This is a genomic window from Pseudomonas sp. GW460-LB5, from assembly GCF_059423245.1.
On the sequence record NZ_JBWKXT010000051.1, the window covers coordinates 33627 to 47683 of the forward strand.

Annotated in this window: 11 protein-coding genes and 1 pseudogene; 7 read left to right on the forward strand and 5 right to left on the reverse strand. The window is 62.1% G+C overall.

Translation table 11 applies throughout. The annotated features are described in order from the left end of the window. Positions 1-140: 140 nt before the first annotated feature. Positions 141-458: a quaternary ammonium compound efflux SMR transporter SugE gene (gene sugE / locus AC07XM_RS24350; RefSeq protein ID WP_012270979.1), complete on the forward strand. Its 318-nt coding sequence runs from the start codon at positions 141-143 to the stop codon at positions 456-458. 10 nt (positions 459-468) lie between these two features. Here the strand turns inward: sugE and AC07XM_RS24355 are convergent, their stop codons facing one another. Next, entirely contained in the window at positions 469-2346 is a 1878-nt protein-coding gene (locus AC07XM_RS24355) for an MFS transporter (protein WP_016485298.1), read from the reverse strand. Between the two features lie 184 nt (positions 2347-2530). On the opposite strand from AC07XM_RS24355, the gene AC07XM_RS24360 reads away from it, so the two are divergent. Further along, positions 2531-3709, forward strand: coding sequence for an MFS transporter (locus tag AC07XM_RS24360; protein ID WP_095117048.1), 1179 nt, complete (start codon positions 2531-2533; stop codon positions 3707-3709). 125 nt (positions 3710-3834) lie between these two features. Beyond that, the gene (locus AC07XM_RS24365; RefSeq protein ID WP_016485296.1) at positions 3835-7314 is read left to right on the forward strand and encodes a hybrid sensor histidine kinase/response regulator; all 3480 of its coding nucleotides are present in this window, start codon (positions 3835-3837) and stop codon (positions 7312-7314) included. Here AC07XM_RS24365 and AC07XM_RS24370 read toward each other — a convergent pair. Together AC07XM_RS24370 and AC07XM_RS24375 are read right to left on the reverse strand one after the other, a co-directional pair. Continuing rightward, positions 7286-8656 carry a DNA recombination protein RmuC gene (locus AC07XM_RS24370; RefSeq protein WP_172455955.1) on the reverse strand — a complete coding sequence of 457 codons (1371 nt, stop codon included), beginning with the start codon at positions 8654-8656 and terminating at the stop codon, positions 7286-7288. The two genes, AC07XM_RS24365 and AC07XM_RS24370, sit on opposite strands and share 29 nt — an antisense overlap. A gap of 180 nt (positions 8657-8836) precedes the next feature. Continuing rightward, positions 8837-9175, reverse strand: a pseudogene (locus tag AC07XM_RS24375) (sel1 repeat family protein); the annotation flags it as partial. 948 nt (positions 9176-10123) lie between these two features. On the opposite strand from AC07XM_RS24375, the gene AC07XM_RS24380 reads away from it, so the two are divergent. The 3 genes from AC07XM_RS24380 (at position 10124) to AC07XM_RS24390 (ending at position 12493) form a co-directional block, all read left to right on the forward strand. Further along, complete coding sequence (locus tag AC07XM_RS24380; RefSeq protein ID WP_009686213.1) at positions 10124-10348, forward strand: hypothetical protein; 225 nt, start codon at positions 10124-10126, stop codon at positions 10346-10348. 249 nt (positions 10349-10597) lie between these two features. After that, the gene (locus AC07XM_RS24385) at positions 10598-11080 is read left to right on the forward strand and encodes a hypothetical protein (RefSeq protein WP_016485293.1); all 483 of its coding nucleotides are present in this window, start codon (positions 10598-10600) and stop codon (positions 11078-11080) included. Positions 11081-11227: 147 nt separating this feature from the next. After that, positions 11228-12493: an OmpP1/FadL family transporter gene (locus tag AC07XM_RS24390; protein ID WP_023048965.1), complete on the forward strand. Its 1266-nt coding sequence runs from the start codon at positions 11228-11230 to the stop codon at positions 12491-12493. Positions 12494-12535: 42 nt separating this feature from the next. On the opposite strand, the gene AC07XM_RS24395 is transcribed toward AC07XM_RS24390, so the two are convergent. After that, positions 12536-13465, reverse strand: coding sequence for a LysR family transcriptional regulator (locus AC07XM_RS24395; RefSeq protein WP_016485291.1), 930 nt, complete (start codon positions 13463-13465; stop codon positions 12536-12538). A gap of 115 nt (positions 13466-13580) precedes the next feature. Between AC07XM_RS24395 and AC07XM_RS24400 the strand changes: the two genes are divergently transcribed. Then, on the forward strand, positions 13581-13841 hold the full coding sequence (locus tag AC07XM_RS24400) for a DUF2798 domain-containing protein (RefSeq protein WP_016485290.1): 261 nt from the start codon (positions 13581-13583) through the stop codon (positions 13839-13841). Here the strand turns inward: AC07XM_RS24400 and AC07XM_RS24405 are convergent. Next, positions 13822-14004, reverse strand: a complete 183-nt coding sequence (locus AC07XM_RS24405; RefSeq protein WP_172455954.1) for a hypothetical protein — start codon at positions 14002-14004, stop codon at positions 13822-13824. The two genes, AC07XM_RS24400 and AC07XM_RS24405, sit on opposite strands and share 20 nt — an antisense overlap. Between the last annotated feature and the right edge of the window lie 53 nt (positions 14005-14057).

Here is a 14057-nt window from a genome sequence, read left to right on the forward strand (position 1 = left end):
TTACCCGCGAAGAGGCCGGCACAGGCTTGCCCTGAAACCTGCAGGTGTGCACCATAGTGCCCACGGTGAGGACGGCCTCACGACGCACCGCGTGACCATTCCGGGGACGGCCCCATCATTTAAACGATGGAGACACTCACATGTCCTGGATCATCCTGTTCTTCGCCGGCCTGTTCGAGGTCGGCTGGGCCGTGGGCCTGAAATACACGGACGGCTTCAGTAAACCGATTCCCACCGTACTCACGGTCGGCGCCATGGTCATCAGCCTGGGCTTGCTCGGCCTGGCCATGAAAGAACTGCCGCTGGGCACCGCCTATGCCATCTGGACCGGTGTTGGCGCAGTCGGCACTGTCATCGCCGGGATCATCCTGTTCGGCGAGTCCATGGCCTTGGTACGTCTGGTCAGTGTGGCGCTGATCGTCTGCGGCCTTGTCGGCCTGAAAGTCAGCGCCAGCTGACCCTGCCTGGCTAGCGCAGGTCACCGCGCAGGCGGCTGACCTGCTCGCGCAACAGCTCAGGCTGCGCTGCCTCCACCGGGATGGCAGCGCCCGCCACAATGGTTACCCGCGACCACAGGCGCCTGAAAAAGCCTTTGGCCGGGTCACGGCTGAAGAAACTGCCCCACAACCCCTGCAAAGCCAGCGGAATCACCGGCACCGGCGTTTCTTCGAGGATGCGCTTGACGCCGCCTTTGAACACATCGATCTCGCCATCGCCGGTCAACTTGCCCTCCGGGAAGATGCACACCAGCTCACCAGCAGCCAGGTACCCGGCAATGCGTGCGAAGGCCCGCTCGTAGGTGGCGGGGTCTTCACTGCGCCCGGCAATCGGGATGGCGCCTGCGGTGCGGAACACGAAGTTGAGCACTGGCAGGTTGTAGATCTTGTAATACATCACAAAGCGGATCGGCCGGCGGATTGCTCCGCCCAGCAGCAATGCATCAACGAACGACACGTGGTTGCACACCAGCAGCGCCGCGCCTTCGTCGGGGATGCGCTCAAGGTCGCGGTGCTGCACGCGGTACATCGAATGGCTGAGCAGCCAGATCAGGAAGCGCATGGTGAACTCGGGCACGATCCTGAAGATGTAGGCGTTGACCGCGATATTAAGCAGCGACACCACCAGGAACAGCTGCGGGATGCTCAGCTCGGCAAGCCCCATCAGGATGATGGTAAGCACCGCCGACACCACCATGAACAAGGCATTGAGGATGTTGTTGGCCGCAATCACCCGGGCGCGCTGGTCTTCGGCCGTGCGGGCCTGAATCAGCGCATACAGCGGCACAATGTAGAAGCCACCGAACACGCCCAGGCCGACGATCGACAGCAGAATCCACCAGGCCTGGCCCATGCCCAGCAGCGCCAGCCAGTCGTGCGGCGCCGCTGCAACCGGCACATCGCCGGAGTGCCACCACCAAAGCAGGCCGAACAGGGTCAAGCCGAACGAGCCGAACGGCACCAGGCCGATCTCCACCTTGCGCCCGCTAAGCCGTTCGCATAGCAACGAACCCAAGGCGATGCCCACCGAGAACAGCGTCAGCACCAAGGTCACCACCGTGCCATCGCCGTGCAGCCAGTCTTTGGCATAGGCCGGGATCTGCGTGAGGTAGATGGCCCCGACAAACCAGAACCACGAGTTACCCACGATCGAGCGCGACACAGCGGGCGGCTGCCCCAGGCCCATGCGCAGAATTGCCCACGACTGCCTGAAGATGTTCCAGTCCAGCGCCATGTTCGGCGAGGCGGCAGCGGCCCGCGGGATCCAGCGGCTGGCCAGGTAGCCGAGCACCGCAGTGCCGACCACACCGCCGGCCACTACCGTGGCATAGCTGTCGGCCGACATCATGACCCCGGCACCGATGGTGCCGGCAAGGATGGCGAGGAACGTGCCGGTTTCCACCAGCCCGTTGCCGCCGACCAACTCCTGCTCGCGCAGGGCCTGCGGCAGGATCGAGTACTTCACCGGGCCGAACAGCGCCGAGTGGGTTCCCATGCCGAACAGCGCCACCAGCATCAGCGCCAGGTGGTTGGTGATGAAACCGAGCGCACCGATTGCCATGATGACGATCTCGGCCAGCTTGATCGCACGGATAAGCGCGTCCTTGGCGAACTTCTCACCAAACTGCCCGCCCAGCGCCGAGAACAGAAAGAACGGCAGAATGAACAGCAAGGCGCACAGGTTGACCCAGATCGAACGGTCACCGTCACCAAGGCTGAGCTTGAACAGGATCGCGAGGATCAGCGATTGTTTGAACAGGTTGTCGTTGAAGGCACCCAGCGACTGGGTGATGAAAAACGGCAGGAAGCGCCGCTTGCCGAGCAAGGTGAATTGCGAGGAGTGACTCATCGTCCTTGGTCCTGAGGGCTTTTCAATTGGAGGCGCGCCGGGCACGTCAGGCCACAAATCTGCATGGCAAATGCCTTGGCTGGCAAGCCTACACGCTTTTTGCAGAAGCAGCCGGGGCACTCCTGCCGAGGCCACATGTGGCTTATGCTTGTGCCCGGCAAACCAGAACAACAAGGACGTGGTAATGCTAGCTGCCCTGAAACGCTACCCGCACACCGTACGCCTGCTGCTGCTGACCACGTTCACCCTCACTGTCGCCCGCGCCCTCACCCTGCCCTACCTGGTGGTGTACCTGGCCGACAACTTCCAGCTGCAGATCAGCCAGATCGGCCTGCTGATCGGTGGCGCGCTGATCATCGCCTCGCTGCTGAGCCTGTATGGTGGCCACCTGGTCGACACCGTGCGCAACCACACGCTGGTCAGCGCCAGCACCCTGCTGTTCGCCCTGGCCTTCGTCGCCGCGGTCGTCAGTGAATCGGCGCTATTGTTCTTTTTGTGCCTGGTGCTGATCAACCTGGCGCTTGCAGTGGTCGACATCGCCGCCAAGGCAGGCTTCTGTGCCTTGCTGCCAGTGGAAGCGCGGGCCGAGGTGTTCGCCATCAAGTACACCCTCAGCAACGTCGGCTACGCCGCCGGCCCGCTGCTGGGGGTCGCCATGCTGGAACTGGACGACCACATGCCGTTCATCGCCTCGGCCCTGCTAGGCCTGGGCATGTGCCTGGCCTACTGGCGCCTTGGCGACCGTGACCTGCAGGCGAGCGCACCGGACAAGCCTGCGGCCGGCTTCGGCCAGGTGGCGCTGGGGCTGGCGCGTGACCGCCGGCTGGTGTATTTCACCTTGGGCGGGGTGCTCAGCGCGGTGGTGTTCGGCCAATTCACCGCCTACCTGTCGCAGTACCTGGTGGTCACCAGCAGCCCGACGGAGGCGGCGCGGCTGGTCGGCTACCTGGTCACCACCAACGCAGTGACGGTGATTGCCCTGCAGTACCTGATTGGCCGGCGCATCAGCCGCCAGCACCTGATGCCCTGGTTGCTGGCCGGCATGGCCCTGTTCATCGCCGGGCTGCTGGGCTTTTCGCTGGCAGGCTCGGTGCTGGCGTGGTGCCTGGCGATGCTGGTGTTCACCCTGGGCGAGATCATCGTGATCCCTGCCGAATACATGTTCATCGACCTGATCGCGCCGGAGCACTTGCGCGGGGTGTATTACGGCGCGCAGAACCTGTCCAACCTCGGGGCGGCGCTGGGGCCGGTGATGGTGGGGTTTGCCCTGGTGCACCTTTGGCCGGGGGCAATTTTCTACCTGCTGGTGTTGTCGGTGTTGCTGGCGGGGGTGTTTTACGGGTTGGGCACCCGAAAAAAATGATGTTTTGTTTCAGATCAATCGCGAGCAAGCTCTCGCCTACAACCATGGTCTGCGCTGACGAAGCTGCACCTGCGTGCCAGACTGGTTGATCGGGACCGCGTTATCTTTTTTGCTTCGGAGTTTTCATGTCGTTGTCCAGCGGGCTGATCGCCGTGGTCGCCCTGGCCTATATGGCCGTCATGTTCGCCATCGCCTTTTACGGCGACCGCCGCAGCACGCCGTTGCCGCCGAAGCTGCGTGCCTGGGTGTACAGTTTGTCGCTGGCCGTTTACTGCACCAGCTGGACCTTCTTCGGCGCCGTCGGCCAGGCCGCCGAACAGCTTTGGGCATTCCTGCCGATCTACCTGGGCCCGGTGCTGCTGCTGATCTTCGCGCCCTGGGTGCTGCAGAAGATGGTGCTGATCAGCAAACAGCAGAACATTACCTCAATCGCCGACTTCATCGCCGCACGCTATGGCAAGTCGCAAACCCTGGCGGTGGTGGTGGCGCTGATCTGCCTGGTCGGCGTGTTGCCGTACATTGCCCTGCAGCTCAAAGGCATCGTGCTGGGGGTCAACCTGCTGATCGGGGCCAACGCGGACGCCACCGGCACCCGCGTGCAGGACACCGCGCTGGTGGTGTCCCTGGTGCTGGCACTGTTCGCCATCGTGTTCGGCACCCGCAGCCTGGACGTGACCGAACACCACCGTGGCATGGTGCTGGCGATTGCCTTCGAATCGCTGATCAAGTTGCTGGCCTTCCTGGCCGTGGGCATTTTCGTGGTGTTCAACCTGTATGACGGCTTCGACGACCTGTTCAGCCAGGCACGCCAGTCGATCCACTTGCAGGCCTATTGGCAAGAAACCGTCAACTGGCCGTCGATGGTGGTGCAAACCGCGGTGGCGATGATGGCGATCATCTGCCTGCCCCGGCAGTTCCACGTCACCGTGGTAGAGAACATCGAACCCCAGGACATGCGCCTGGCGCGCTGGGTGTTTCCGATGTACCTGGCGCTGGCCGCGCTGTTCGTGGTGCCGATTGCCCTGGCCGGGCAGATGCTGCTGCCGGGCACGGTGATTTCCGACTCGTTCGTCATCAGCCTGCCGTTGGCCGAGGCGCACCCGAGCCTGGCCCTGCTGGCGTTCATTGGCGGCGCTTCGGCAGCCACCGGCATGGTCATCGTCGAGGCGGTGGCGCTGTCGACCATGGTCTCCAACGACATGTTGCTGCCCTGGCTGCTGCGCCGCAACAACGCCGAGCGGCCGTTCGAGGCCTTCCGCCACTGGATGCTCTCGGTGCGCCGGGTAACCATTGTGGTGATCCTGCTGCTGGCCTACGTCAGCTATCGCCTGCTGGGCTCTACCGCCAGCCTGGCGACCATCGGCCAGATCGCCTTTGCCGCCGTCACCCAGCTCACCCCGGCCATGCTCGGCGCGCTGTACTGGAAGCAGGCCAACCGCCGCGGCGTGTTCGCCGGCCTCGCGGCAGGCATCTTCCTGTGGTTCTACACCTTGGTGCTGCCGATTGCCGCGCATAGCCTGGGCTGGCCGCTGCAGCTGTTCCCGGGGCTGGCCTGGCTGCATGGCAACCCACTGGGCCTGCCAATAAGCCCGCTGACACAAGGGGTGGTGCTTTCCCTGGCGGGCAACTTCACCCTGTTCGCCTGGGTCTCGGTACTGTCGCGTACACGGGTTTCCGAACACTGGCAAGCCGGCCGCTTCATCGGCCAGCAGACCAGCGCCCGCCCCAGCAGCAAGCCATTGCTGGCGGTGCAGATCGACGACCTGCTGACCCTGGCGTCGCGTTTTGTTGGCGAGGAGCGCGCCCGGCAGAGCTTCATCCGCTTCGCCTACCGCCAGGGCAAGGGCTTCAACCCCAACCAGAATGCCGACGGCGACTGGATCGAGCACACCGAGCGCCTACTGGCCGGGGTGCTGGGAACCTCGTCGACCCGCGCCGTGGTCAAGGCGGCCATCGAAGGCCGCGACATGCAGCTGGAAGACGTGGTACGCATCGCCGACGAAGCCAGCGAGGTACTGCAGTTCAACCGCGCGTTGCTGCAGGGCGCCATCGAAAACATCAACCAGGGCATCAGCGTGGTCGACCAGAACCTGCACCTGGTGGCCTGGAACCGTCGCTACCTGGAGCTGTTCAACTACCCCGACGGGCTGATCAGCGTGGGCCGGCCGATTGCCGACATCATCCGCTACAACGCCGAGCGTGGCCTGTGCGGCCCGGGCGAAGCACAGGTGCATGTGGCGCGGCGCCTGCACTGGATGCGCCAAGGCCGCGCGCATTCTTCCGAACGGCTGTTCCCCAATGGCCGGGTGATCGAGCTGATCGGTAACCCGATGCCGGGGGGCGGCTTCGTCATGAGTTTCACCGACATCACCCCGTTCCGTGAGGCCGAGCAGGCCCTGCGCGATGCCAACGAAGGCCTGGAACAACGGGTGGCCGAGCGCACCCACGAACTGTCGCAACTGAACCAGGCGTTGTCCGAAGCCAAGAGCCAGGCCGAAGCGGTAAGCAAGTCCAAGACCCGTTTCCTGGCGGCGGTCAGCCATGACCTGATGCAACCCCTGAACGCCGCTCGGCTGTTCTCCGCCGCCTTGTCGCAGCAGGCCGAGGGCATGAACGAAGAGGCCCAGCAATTGGTACAGCACATGGACAGTTCGCTGCGCTCGGCCGAAGAGCTGATCAGCGACCTGCTGGACATCTCGCGCCTTGAAAACGGCAAGATCACCCCTGACGCCAAGCCCTTCGCCCTCAACGAACTGTTCGACACGCTGGGTGCCGAGTTCAAGGTACTGGCGGCCGAGAAAGGCCTGGAGTTCCGCCTGCGTGGCAGCCGGCTGCGGGTAGACAGCGACATGAAGCTGTTGCGTCGGGTACTGCAGAACTTCCTTACCAATGCCCTGCGCTACGGCAAGAGCCCGATCCTGCTGGGCGCGCGCCGCCAGGGCGAGCGGCTGTGGCTGGAGGTGTGGGACCGTGGCCCGGGCATCGCCGACGACAAGCTGCAAGTGATCTTCCAGGAGTTCAAGCGCCTGGACAGCCACCAGACACGCGCCGAAAAAGGCCTGGGCCTGGGCCTGGCGATTGCCGACGGCCTGTGCCGGGTGCTGGGGCACCCGCTGCAAGTGCGCTCGTGGCCGGGCAAGGGCACGGTGTTCCGCGTCAGCGTGCCGATTGCCCGCCAGGCCGCTCCGGCGCCAAGCGCCCCCGCAGAACAACAGGGCGGCCAGCCACTGGCGGGGCTGCAAGTGCTGTGCGTGGACAACGAAGACAGCATCCTGATTGGCATGAACAGCCTGCTCAGCCGCTGGGGCTGCCAGGTATGGACCGCGCGCAACCAGGCCGAATGCGAAGCCCTGCTGGCCAAGGGCATGCGCCCCCATCTGGCGCTGGTGGACTACCACCTGGATGACGGCGAGACCGGTACCGGGCTGATGGGCTGGCTACGTGCGCGCCTGGGCGAGCCGGTACCAGGCGTAGTGATCAGCGCCGACGGCAGCAAGGAAACCATCGCCATGGTGCATGCCTCAGGCCTGGATTACCTGGCCAAACCGGTCAAGCCGGCGGCCCTGCGCGCCATGCTCAACCGCCATCTGAGCCAGGTTCAGTAACCGCTGCATCCGGCACCTCATCGGACAGCGCCCGCTCCAGCAAGTCTGCCGGCAGGCTCTTGCTGGCGCGGGCGCCCAGCAGCTTCAGCTGTTCGCTGCGGCTGACCAGGTTGCCGCGCCCCTCGCACAGTTTGTTACGGGCCGCCGCATAGGCCTTGTCCACCTGCTGCAGCCGGCTGCCCAGCTCATCCAGGTCCTGGATGAACAGCACGAACTTGTCGTACAGCCAGCCGGCGCGCTCGGCAATTTCCCGGGCATTCTGGCCCTGTCGCTCCTGTTTCCACAGGCTGTCGATCACCCGCAGGGTAGCCAGCAGGGTGGTGGGGCTGACAATCACGATATGCCGGTCGAAGGCTTCCTGGAACAGGTTCGGCTCGGCCTGCAAGGCCGCAGAGAAGGCCGCCTCGATGGGCACGAACAGCAGCACGAAATCCAGGCTGTGCAGGCCTTCGAGGCGGTTGTAGTCCTTGCTCGACAAACCTTTGACGTGGCTGCGCAGCGACTGGACATGCTGCTTAAGCGCGGCCTCATCATTGCTGGCGACAAACTGCTGGTACGCCGTGAGGCTGACCTTGGCATCCACCACCACCTGTTTGTCGCCGGGTAACATGATCAGCACATCGGGCTGGAAACGCTCGCCGTCGGCGCTCTTGAGGCTGACCTGGGTCTGGTATTCACGGCCTTTTTCCAGGCCGGCATGCTCCAGCACCCGCTCAAGGATCAGCTCGCCCCAGTTGCCTTGGGTTTTCTGGCCTTTCAGAGCCTGGGTCAGGTTGGTGGCTTCGTCGGACAGGCGCAGGTTGAGCTGTTGCAGGCGCTCAAGCTCTTTGCCCAGGGAAAAACGTTCGCGGGCTTCCTGCTGATAGCTTTCTTCCACGCGTTTTTCAAAAGACTGGATGCGCTCCTTGAGCGGGTCGAGCAACTGGCCCAGATGCTGCTGGCTGGTCTGGGCGAAGCGTTGCTCGCGCTCGTCGAAGATTTTGGTGGCCATGTCGGCAAACTGGGCGCGCAGGGTGTCGCGGGCTTCCTGCAGGTCTTCCAGGCGCTGCTGATGGCTTTCCTGCTGCTCACGCAGTTCGGCCTCCAGACGCGCTGCCTGCGCCTCCAGGCGCCGCAACTCGGCTTCACGGTTGGCGCGCTCCAGGCTCCAGGCGTGGGCCGCGTCACGGGCGTTGTCGCGGTCAATCTGCAGCAACTCCAGTTCGCGGCCTTGGGCGGCCATCTGAGCCTGCTTGACGGTATTGGCTTCGCTGAGGTCGCTGACTTCGTCGCGGCTGGCCTCCAGCTGGGCCTGCAGGCCAGCCAGGGTCAATTGTGCTGCGTTGAAGCGCTCTTCGAGCAAGGCCTGCTCGCTTTGCCGTGCACCCTGGCGGCGCTGCACCTGCATGACCCACACCAGGCAAGGTAAAGCACCTGCCACCAAGCCCAGCAGAATGCTGCCCAGATCCACTGTCATGCTTACCCCGATCACGCTGTTGCAAATTGAGTGCAGCTTATCAGCCCGGGGCTTGTCGGAGCATTACTTCGCCTGGTCCGGTGCGTTGTTCTGGCACAGCCGCGCATACTCCAGCTGTGCTCGCCGATCACCGGCGCGGGCAGCCTGGCGCAGCAGTTCATGGCCAATACGCCGGTCGCGGGCATTGCCGCAATCGCGGCACAGCATCTGCCCCAAACGGCTCTGTGCCACCACCACGCCCTGACGCGCCGGCTGTTTCAGCAGCCGCCCGGCCAGGTGTTTGACCTGCGGCTTGTCGCCCAGGCGCGGGCTGTCGAGCAGCCACAAGGCCACTTTCAAGGAAAAGCGTTCGGGAAGAGGCGTCGATGCAGCGGGGCTGGTGAGGTGTTTACCGCGAAACTTCATGAGCAACAGGTTTGGTAACTCGAAAGGCGCGCCACTCTACTCTTTTTTTTCCGCCATGACCTGTCGATTTCTGAAGGATTGAAAAAAAATTTCAATGATCTTTTCTTGACGTTTTCCAGTCGATGACCAACTGGTCTGTCGGGGCATGTCGATTGTCGGACAGTTGATTGCAATGCTGGCACGCCCGTTCTAGAGCAAGCGCCCGGGACAATCCACAGTTCCTGTGGATAACTCGGTGGACAACCCCCTTGCACACCCCGCAAAGCCCCGTAAATTGGGGCTTTGTCTCAAACTGACGATTTTTTCACCAGCTAAAAATAGTGTTTTTTTTCATTGACTTAACCGCCCAGTCAAGGCATTGGCGAGGCTGTTGAGGCGTGTTGCCGGCTTGTTACAACCGCTGACCCGAATGTGAACAAGTGCACCATTAATCGTCATTGTCGTGCACGAAATGGGCACATCAGCCTGGATACGGGCCGTTTGCCCCTCTTCACAGCAATGCGATTACGCGCCATACTGCGCGGCTCACCTGAACAAACGTAGGGCTTGCCAAGCGCCAATCTTTCCAGTAAGGTGCCCCTCGTTAGTACCAAGCTGAAAGTCAATTCGGGCCACATCGTCCTTGCAGACCCACTCCCCCCAAGAGTGCGCTGCTGAAACCAGGACGGCCCATTCGATGATTCACTTCGCCAGCCTCAGGCTGCTCAAGCACGAATCACGTGACAGATTGATCAGGATTCCACCCGACGGCCTAGAACCTTGGCCCCGGAGTGCTGCCTGCCTTCCGAAGTACCTACCAGTCAGCCCAAGCGCCCACATTTGATTGCGCTCCCTCTGGCTGCCCTGTTCCAGTCAGGTTCGTTCGTCCCTTAATAATGGCGTCACTGGAACGTTTCTATCATGCACGGATCATATCCCCCGTGTTTAAAGCAGGAACCTCCAACAATTATGCAAACTCATCATCAGATTCAGGCTGCCATTGGCACCCTCTCCCAGGCCTTCTCGCCGTTGAAGTGCCTTATCGTTGCCCCACGCAAGGGCAGCTTCAGCTTTACCTTGGTAGACGAACACGGCGTCGCCTGCCACACCGAGCGCCTGTACCCTGAACAGTACAGCCGGAACGAACCGCTGCAGGCGGTCATCGCCCGGACTCGTCAATCGCTCACCGCGTGAGCGGCGAATACCGTGGTATTCAAGCGCTGAATCGGCCTGTTGTAAGCCTGCCTGAACGTTCTTGGCGTAATTGCCTCAGGGCATATAGCCCGGGACGTCAGGCAGCAATCGATTTAAAAACAGCTCTTTACACCACGATTATCACACTACACTTCAACTCGAGCGGTGCTTACCGCTTCCGGCGGGCCTGATCTTTCACCAGCTGCCAAGCTCCAGCGCCCGTCCGGCCCTTAATTGCTCGAGGGCATCATGGGTATTGCGGCGAATGAATTGTGTCAGTATGTGATCCGACCCACCCTGGTCTACCTGAACCGTCACTGCGCCAGCGCCGAAGCCTTGTTGCTGGGCATAGCCGCCAGCCAGTCGGCACTCGGGTCAGCTTTGCATGACCGGCGCGGGCACGGCCTTTACCGCATTGGCGAACACCGTCACCGGGCACTCTGGGACGAATATCTGGCCCGCGACCCCGACCTGGCCAGCCTTGTACGCGGCCTGGCCAGCCAGCACGCCTTCCTGGGCGGTCCGCATCTGGAACTCACCGTCAACCTGCGCTATTCCACTGCAATTGCCTGGATGCTGGTCGAAGAGCAGGGCACGCCACTGCCCGCAGCTGACGACCTGTTAGCGCTGGCGCGGATCTGGCGGCAGATTTTCCATCCCCAAGGTCGCTTGCGCGACTTCACCCATGCCTGGCACACCTGCATAGATCAGAAATTGCCACAAGCATCTTAAGAAGCGTCCTACAACATTACCGGAAAAAAGGGAATTTTGGTCGGATTGTCCTACAAAAGCGCTCTATCTTCAGCGATTGCCGCTATAGCGCAGCGCGTGATTTGTTGGTAGCTTTTCGCCCCGGAGATCCCAAGGAGTTTTCTAATAATGAAAAAAGTAATGCTCAAAACCTCCCTCGGCGTAGCGGTTGCAATTGCTTCCAGCCAACTGCTCGCCAGCGGCTTCGCGCTCAACGAACAGAGCATCAGCAGCATGGGGACAGGTTTCGCGGGACGTTCTTCTTCTGCCGATGATGCCAGCACCGTGTTTGGCAACCCGGCCGGCATGTCCCGCCTCAAACGCGAACAGGCTACCGTGGGCGCCGCCGCCGTTATCGCCAAGTCCGATATCTCGGGCCGTGGCAGCAACCTCGGGGGGGAAACCGATGGTGACATGGTGCCTTTCGTTGGCGTACCCATGGGTTACTACGTCAAGCCGATCGACGACCACTGGAGCGTCGGCTTCGGTGTCTACGTACCGTTCGGCCTGGTAACCGACTATGGCAGCGATGATGCCGCGCGCTACTGGGGCAAAAAGAGCCACGTACAGGTTGTCACGTTCCAGCCGACGGTCAGCTATGCCTTCAACGACAAGGTCTCGATCGGTTTTGGCCCGACCATCAACCGCATCGAAGGGGAACTGGGCTCGAGCCTGATCAACCCGTTCACGCCGGGCCGTAATGACGGCGAAGTGAAAATCAAGGGTGACGATACCGCCGTTGGCTACAACATCGGCATCCTGGTGCAGGCCACCGACCGTACCCGCGTCGGCCTCACCTACCACTCGATGGTCGACTACAAGCTCGAGGGCAAGACCCGCGTCAGCACCCCGCTGATTGGGCCGTTCAACGGCAGCAAGTTCGACGCAACGCTGAAGATCAAGACGCCGGAATCGGTCGACCTCTCGGTGACCCATGAACTGGACGATCAGTGGACCCTGTATGCAGGCAGCACCTGGACCCGCTGGAGCCGCCTGAAAGACATCACCGTGCAGAACGATGTCCCGGCGCCACTGGCAGGTTCGGCGTTCCAGACCATCACCGAAGAACAGAACTGGCATGACACCTGGGCCCACGCCATTGGTGCGTCGTACAAGGTCAACAAGGAGTGGGTGCTGCGCACTGGCTTCACCGTCGACCAATCGCCGACCAACAACCACGACCGTTCGCCACGTATCCCGACTGGCGACCGCAAGGTGTTCAGCCTGGGTGCCGGCTGGAGCCCAAACGACGACATGACCATCGACGTGGCCTATTCCTACCTGTGGGAGGAAGACACCAAGGTCAATCAGGTGAGCGCAACCAAAGGCAGCTACCAGGCCAAGTACGAGAACAGCGCTCACGGTATCGGTGCCTCCCTCACCTACCGCTTCTGATCCGTACGTACCCTCTGAAAAACCGCCCTCGTGGCGGTTTTTTCATGCCTGTACCTGCCAACTGTCCCCCAGGCACTCGCGCAGATAATCCGTGAACACACGCACTTTCGCGGTCATGGCAAAACGGTCGGCCAGGCACAGGTAGATATCCATCGGTTCAGTCTGGGCGTAGGCTTGGCCACTGTCGCTGTACTCGAACAACGGTACCAGTGCACCGCTGGCCAGATGCGGTCGCACAATGAACTCAGCCAGGCGGGTGATGCCGCCATCGTGCAGCGCCATCTGAGTCAGTGCGTCGATGTCGTCGCTGATCAGCACGCTGCCGAACTCCGCTTCAAAACGCAGCCCGTCGCGCATAAAGCCCCAGCGTAAAAACCGCCCATCCACCGGGTAGCGGAACACAAGGCAGCGGTGATCGCGCAATGCCTCGGGCGAACCCGGCACCCCAGCGCTTTGCAAATAACCGGGCGAGGCGCAGCAAATGAACGGGATACGGGCTATGTGCCGAGCCAACAGCTGGTCTTCCAGTTGCGGGGCAATGCGCAGGCTCACATCGACGTCTTCACGGGCGTGGTTTACCCGCCGATCAGTCGTTACCAACTCTATCGAAAGCAGCGGATAGCGGCGACTGAATGCGGGGATGAGTGGCGCCAGCACGTGGCGGCCAAAAGCGGACGTCGAGGCAATGCAAAGACGCCCTTGGGGTTCACTGTCTGGCGTAGTGACGGCCTGCTCGGCCAGAGCCAGGTCACGTTCGATATGCCTGACACGCTCGTAATACTGCGTACCCGCCGGCGTTAGTGCCATGCTGCGGGTGGTACGACTGAGCAGGCGCACCTGCAGATGGCCCTCCAGGCGTGCCAGGTTCTGGCTGACCGCTGCCGGGCTAAGGCCCAGGCTACGGGCGCCGCCGGCGATGCTGCCGGCCTCCACCACTTTGATGAAGCTGCGGATGGCGTTGAGCAGGTCCATGCGTGAGCTCTCGGATTCGTAAGAATCTCTTTATAAAGAACTCAGTAAAGCTGGTCTACAGCTGCGGCCGGGCGGGTTGCTAACCTGCGGCTCCACTCACCTTTCAGGAGTTCACATGAGCAACCTGTCCCAGTCGCGCAGCCGACGCAAATTGCACCCGGGTGCTACGCCTTACGTTTTTGCCTTTTTCATGTCGTCGATCATGGCGCTACTGATGTGCTTCGTGATCACTGCGGCGAATGCCGGGGTTACTGCGCAGTACCTGAGCAATGTGCTGAAGGCCTATCAACTGGCGATGCCTGTGGCGTTTGTTTGTGTGCTGATGGTCAGGCCGGTGGTTGTGCGGTTGGTGGCGATTACGGTGCATGCAAAGTGAAGTAACCCAAAGCCGAGCCCCGGCTCTTGCTCTTGCTCTTGCTCTTGCTCTTGCTCTTGCTCTTGCTCTTGCTCTTGCTCTTGCTCTTGCTCTTGATCTTGATCTTGATCTTCGCGACTTCAGGAGGCCGAACGCAGGCCTTGCGGAGGGAGGTGACGGGCATGGATGCCCGTCAAGCGCTGGGCCCCAGGATGGGGCCTGCAGCGCGGTCCTCCC

Bases quoted from the DNA above. Each gene is read 5' to 3' on its own strand.
- AC07XM_RS24365 (WP_016485296.1), top strand. From the start codon at position 3,835: ATGTCGTTGTCCAGCGGGCTGATCGCCGTGGTCGCCCTGGCCTATATG.
- AC07XM_RS24405 (WP_172455954.1), bottom strand. From the start codon at position 14,004: ATGCCCGTCACCTCCCTCCGCAAGGCCTGCGTTCGGCCTCCTGAAGTC.
- AC07XM_RS24355 (WP_016485298.1), bottom strand. From the start codon at position 2,346: ATGAGTCACTCCTCGCAATTCACCTTGCTCGGCAAGCGGCGCTTCCTG.
- AC07XM_RS24390 (WP_023048965.1), top strand. From the start codon at position 11,228: ATGAAAAAAGTAATGCTCAAAACCTCCCTCGGCGTAGCGGTTGCAATT.
- AC07XM_RS24400 (WP_016485290.1), top strand. From the start codon at position 13,581: ATGAGCAACCTGTCCCAGTCGCGCAGCCGACGCAAATTGCACCCGGGT.
- sugE (WP_012270979.1), top strand. From the start codon at position 141: ATGTCCTGGATCATCCTGTTCTTCGCCGGCCTGTTCGAGGTCGGCTGG.
- AC07XM_RS24380 (WP_009686213.1), top strand. From the start codon at position 10,124: ATGCAAACTCATCATCAGATTCAGGCTGCCATTGGCACCCTCTCCCAG.
- AC07XM_RS24360 (WP_095117048.1), top strand. From the start codon at position 2,531: ATGCTAGCTGCCCTGAAACGCTACCCGCACACCGTACGCCTGCTGCTG.
- AC07XM_RS24395 (WP_016485291.1), bottom strand. From the start codon at position 13,465: ATGGACCTGCTCAACGCCATCCGCAGCTTCATCAAAGTGGTGGAGGCC.
- AC07XM_RS24385 (WP_016485293.1), top strand. From the start codon at position 10,598: ATGGGTATTGCGGCGAATGAATTGTGTCAGTATGTGATCCGACCCACC.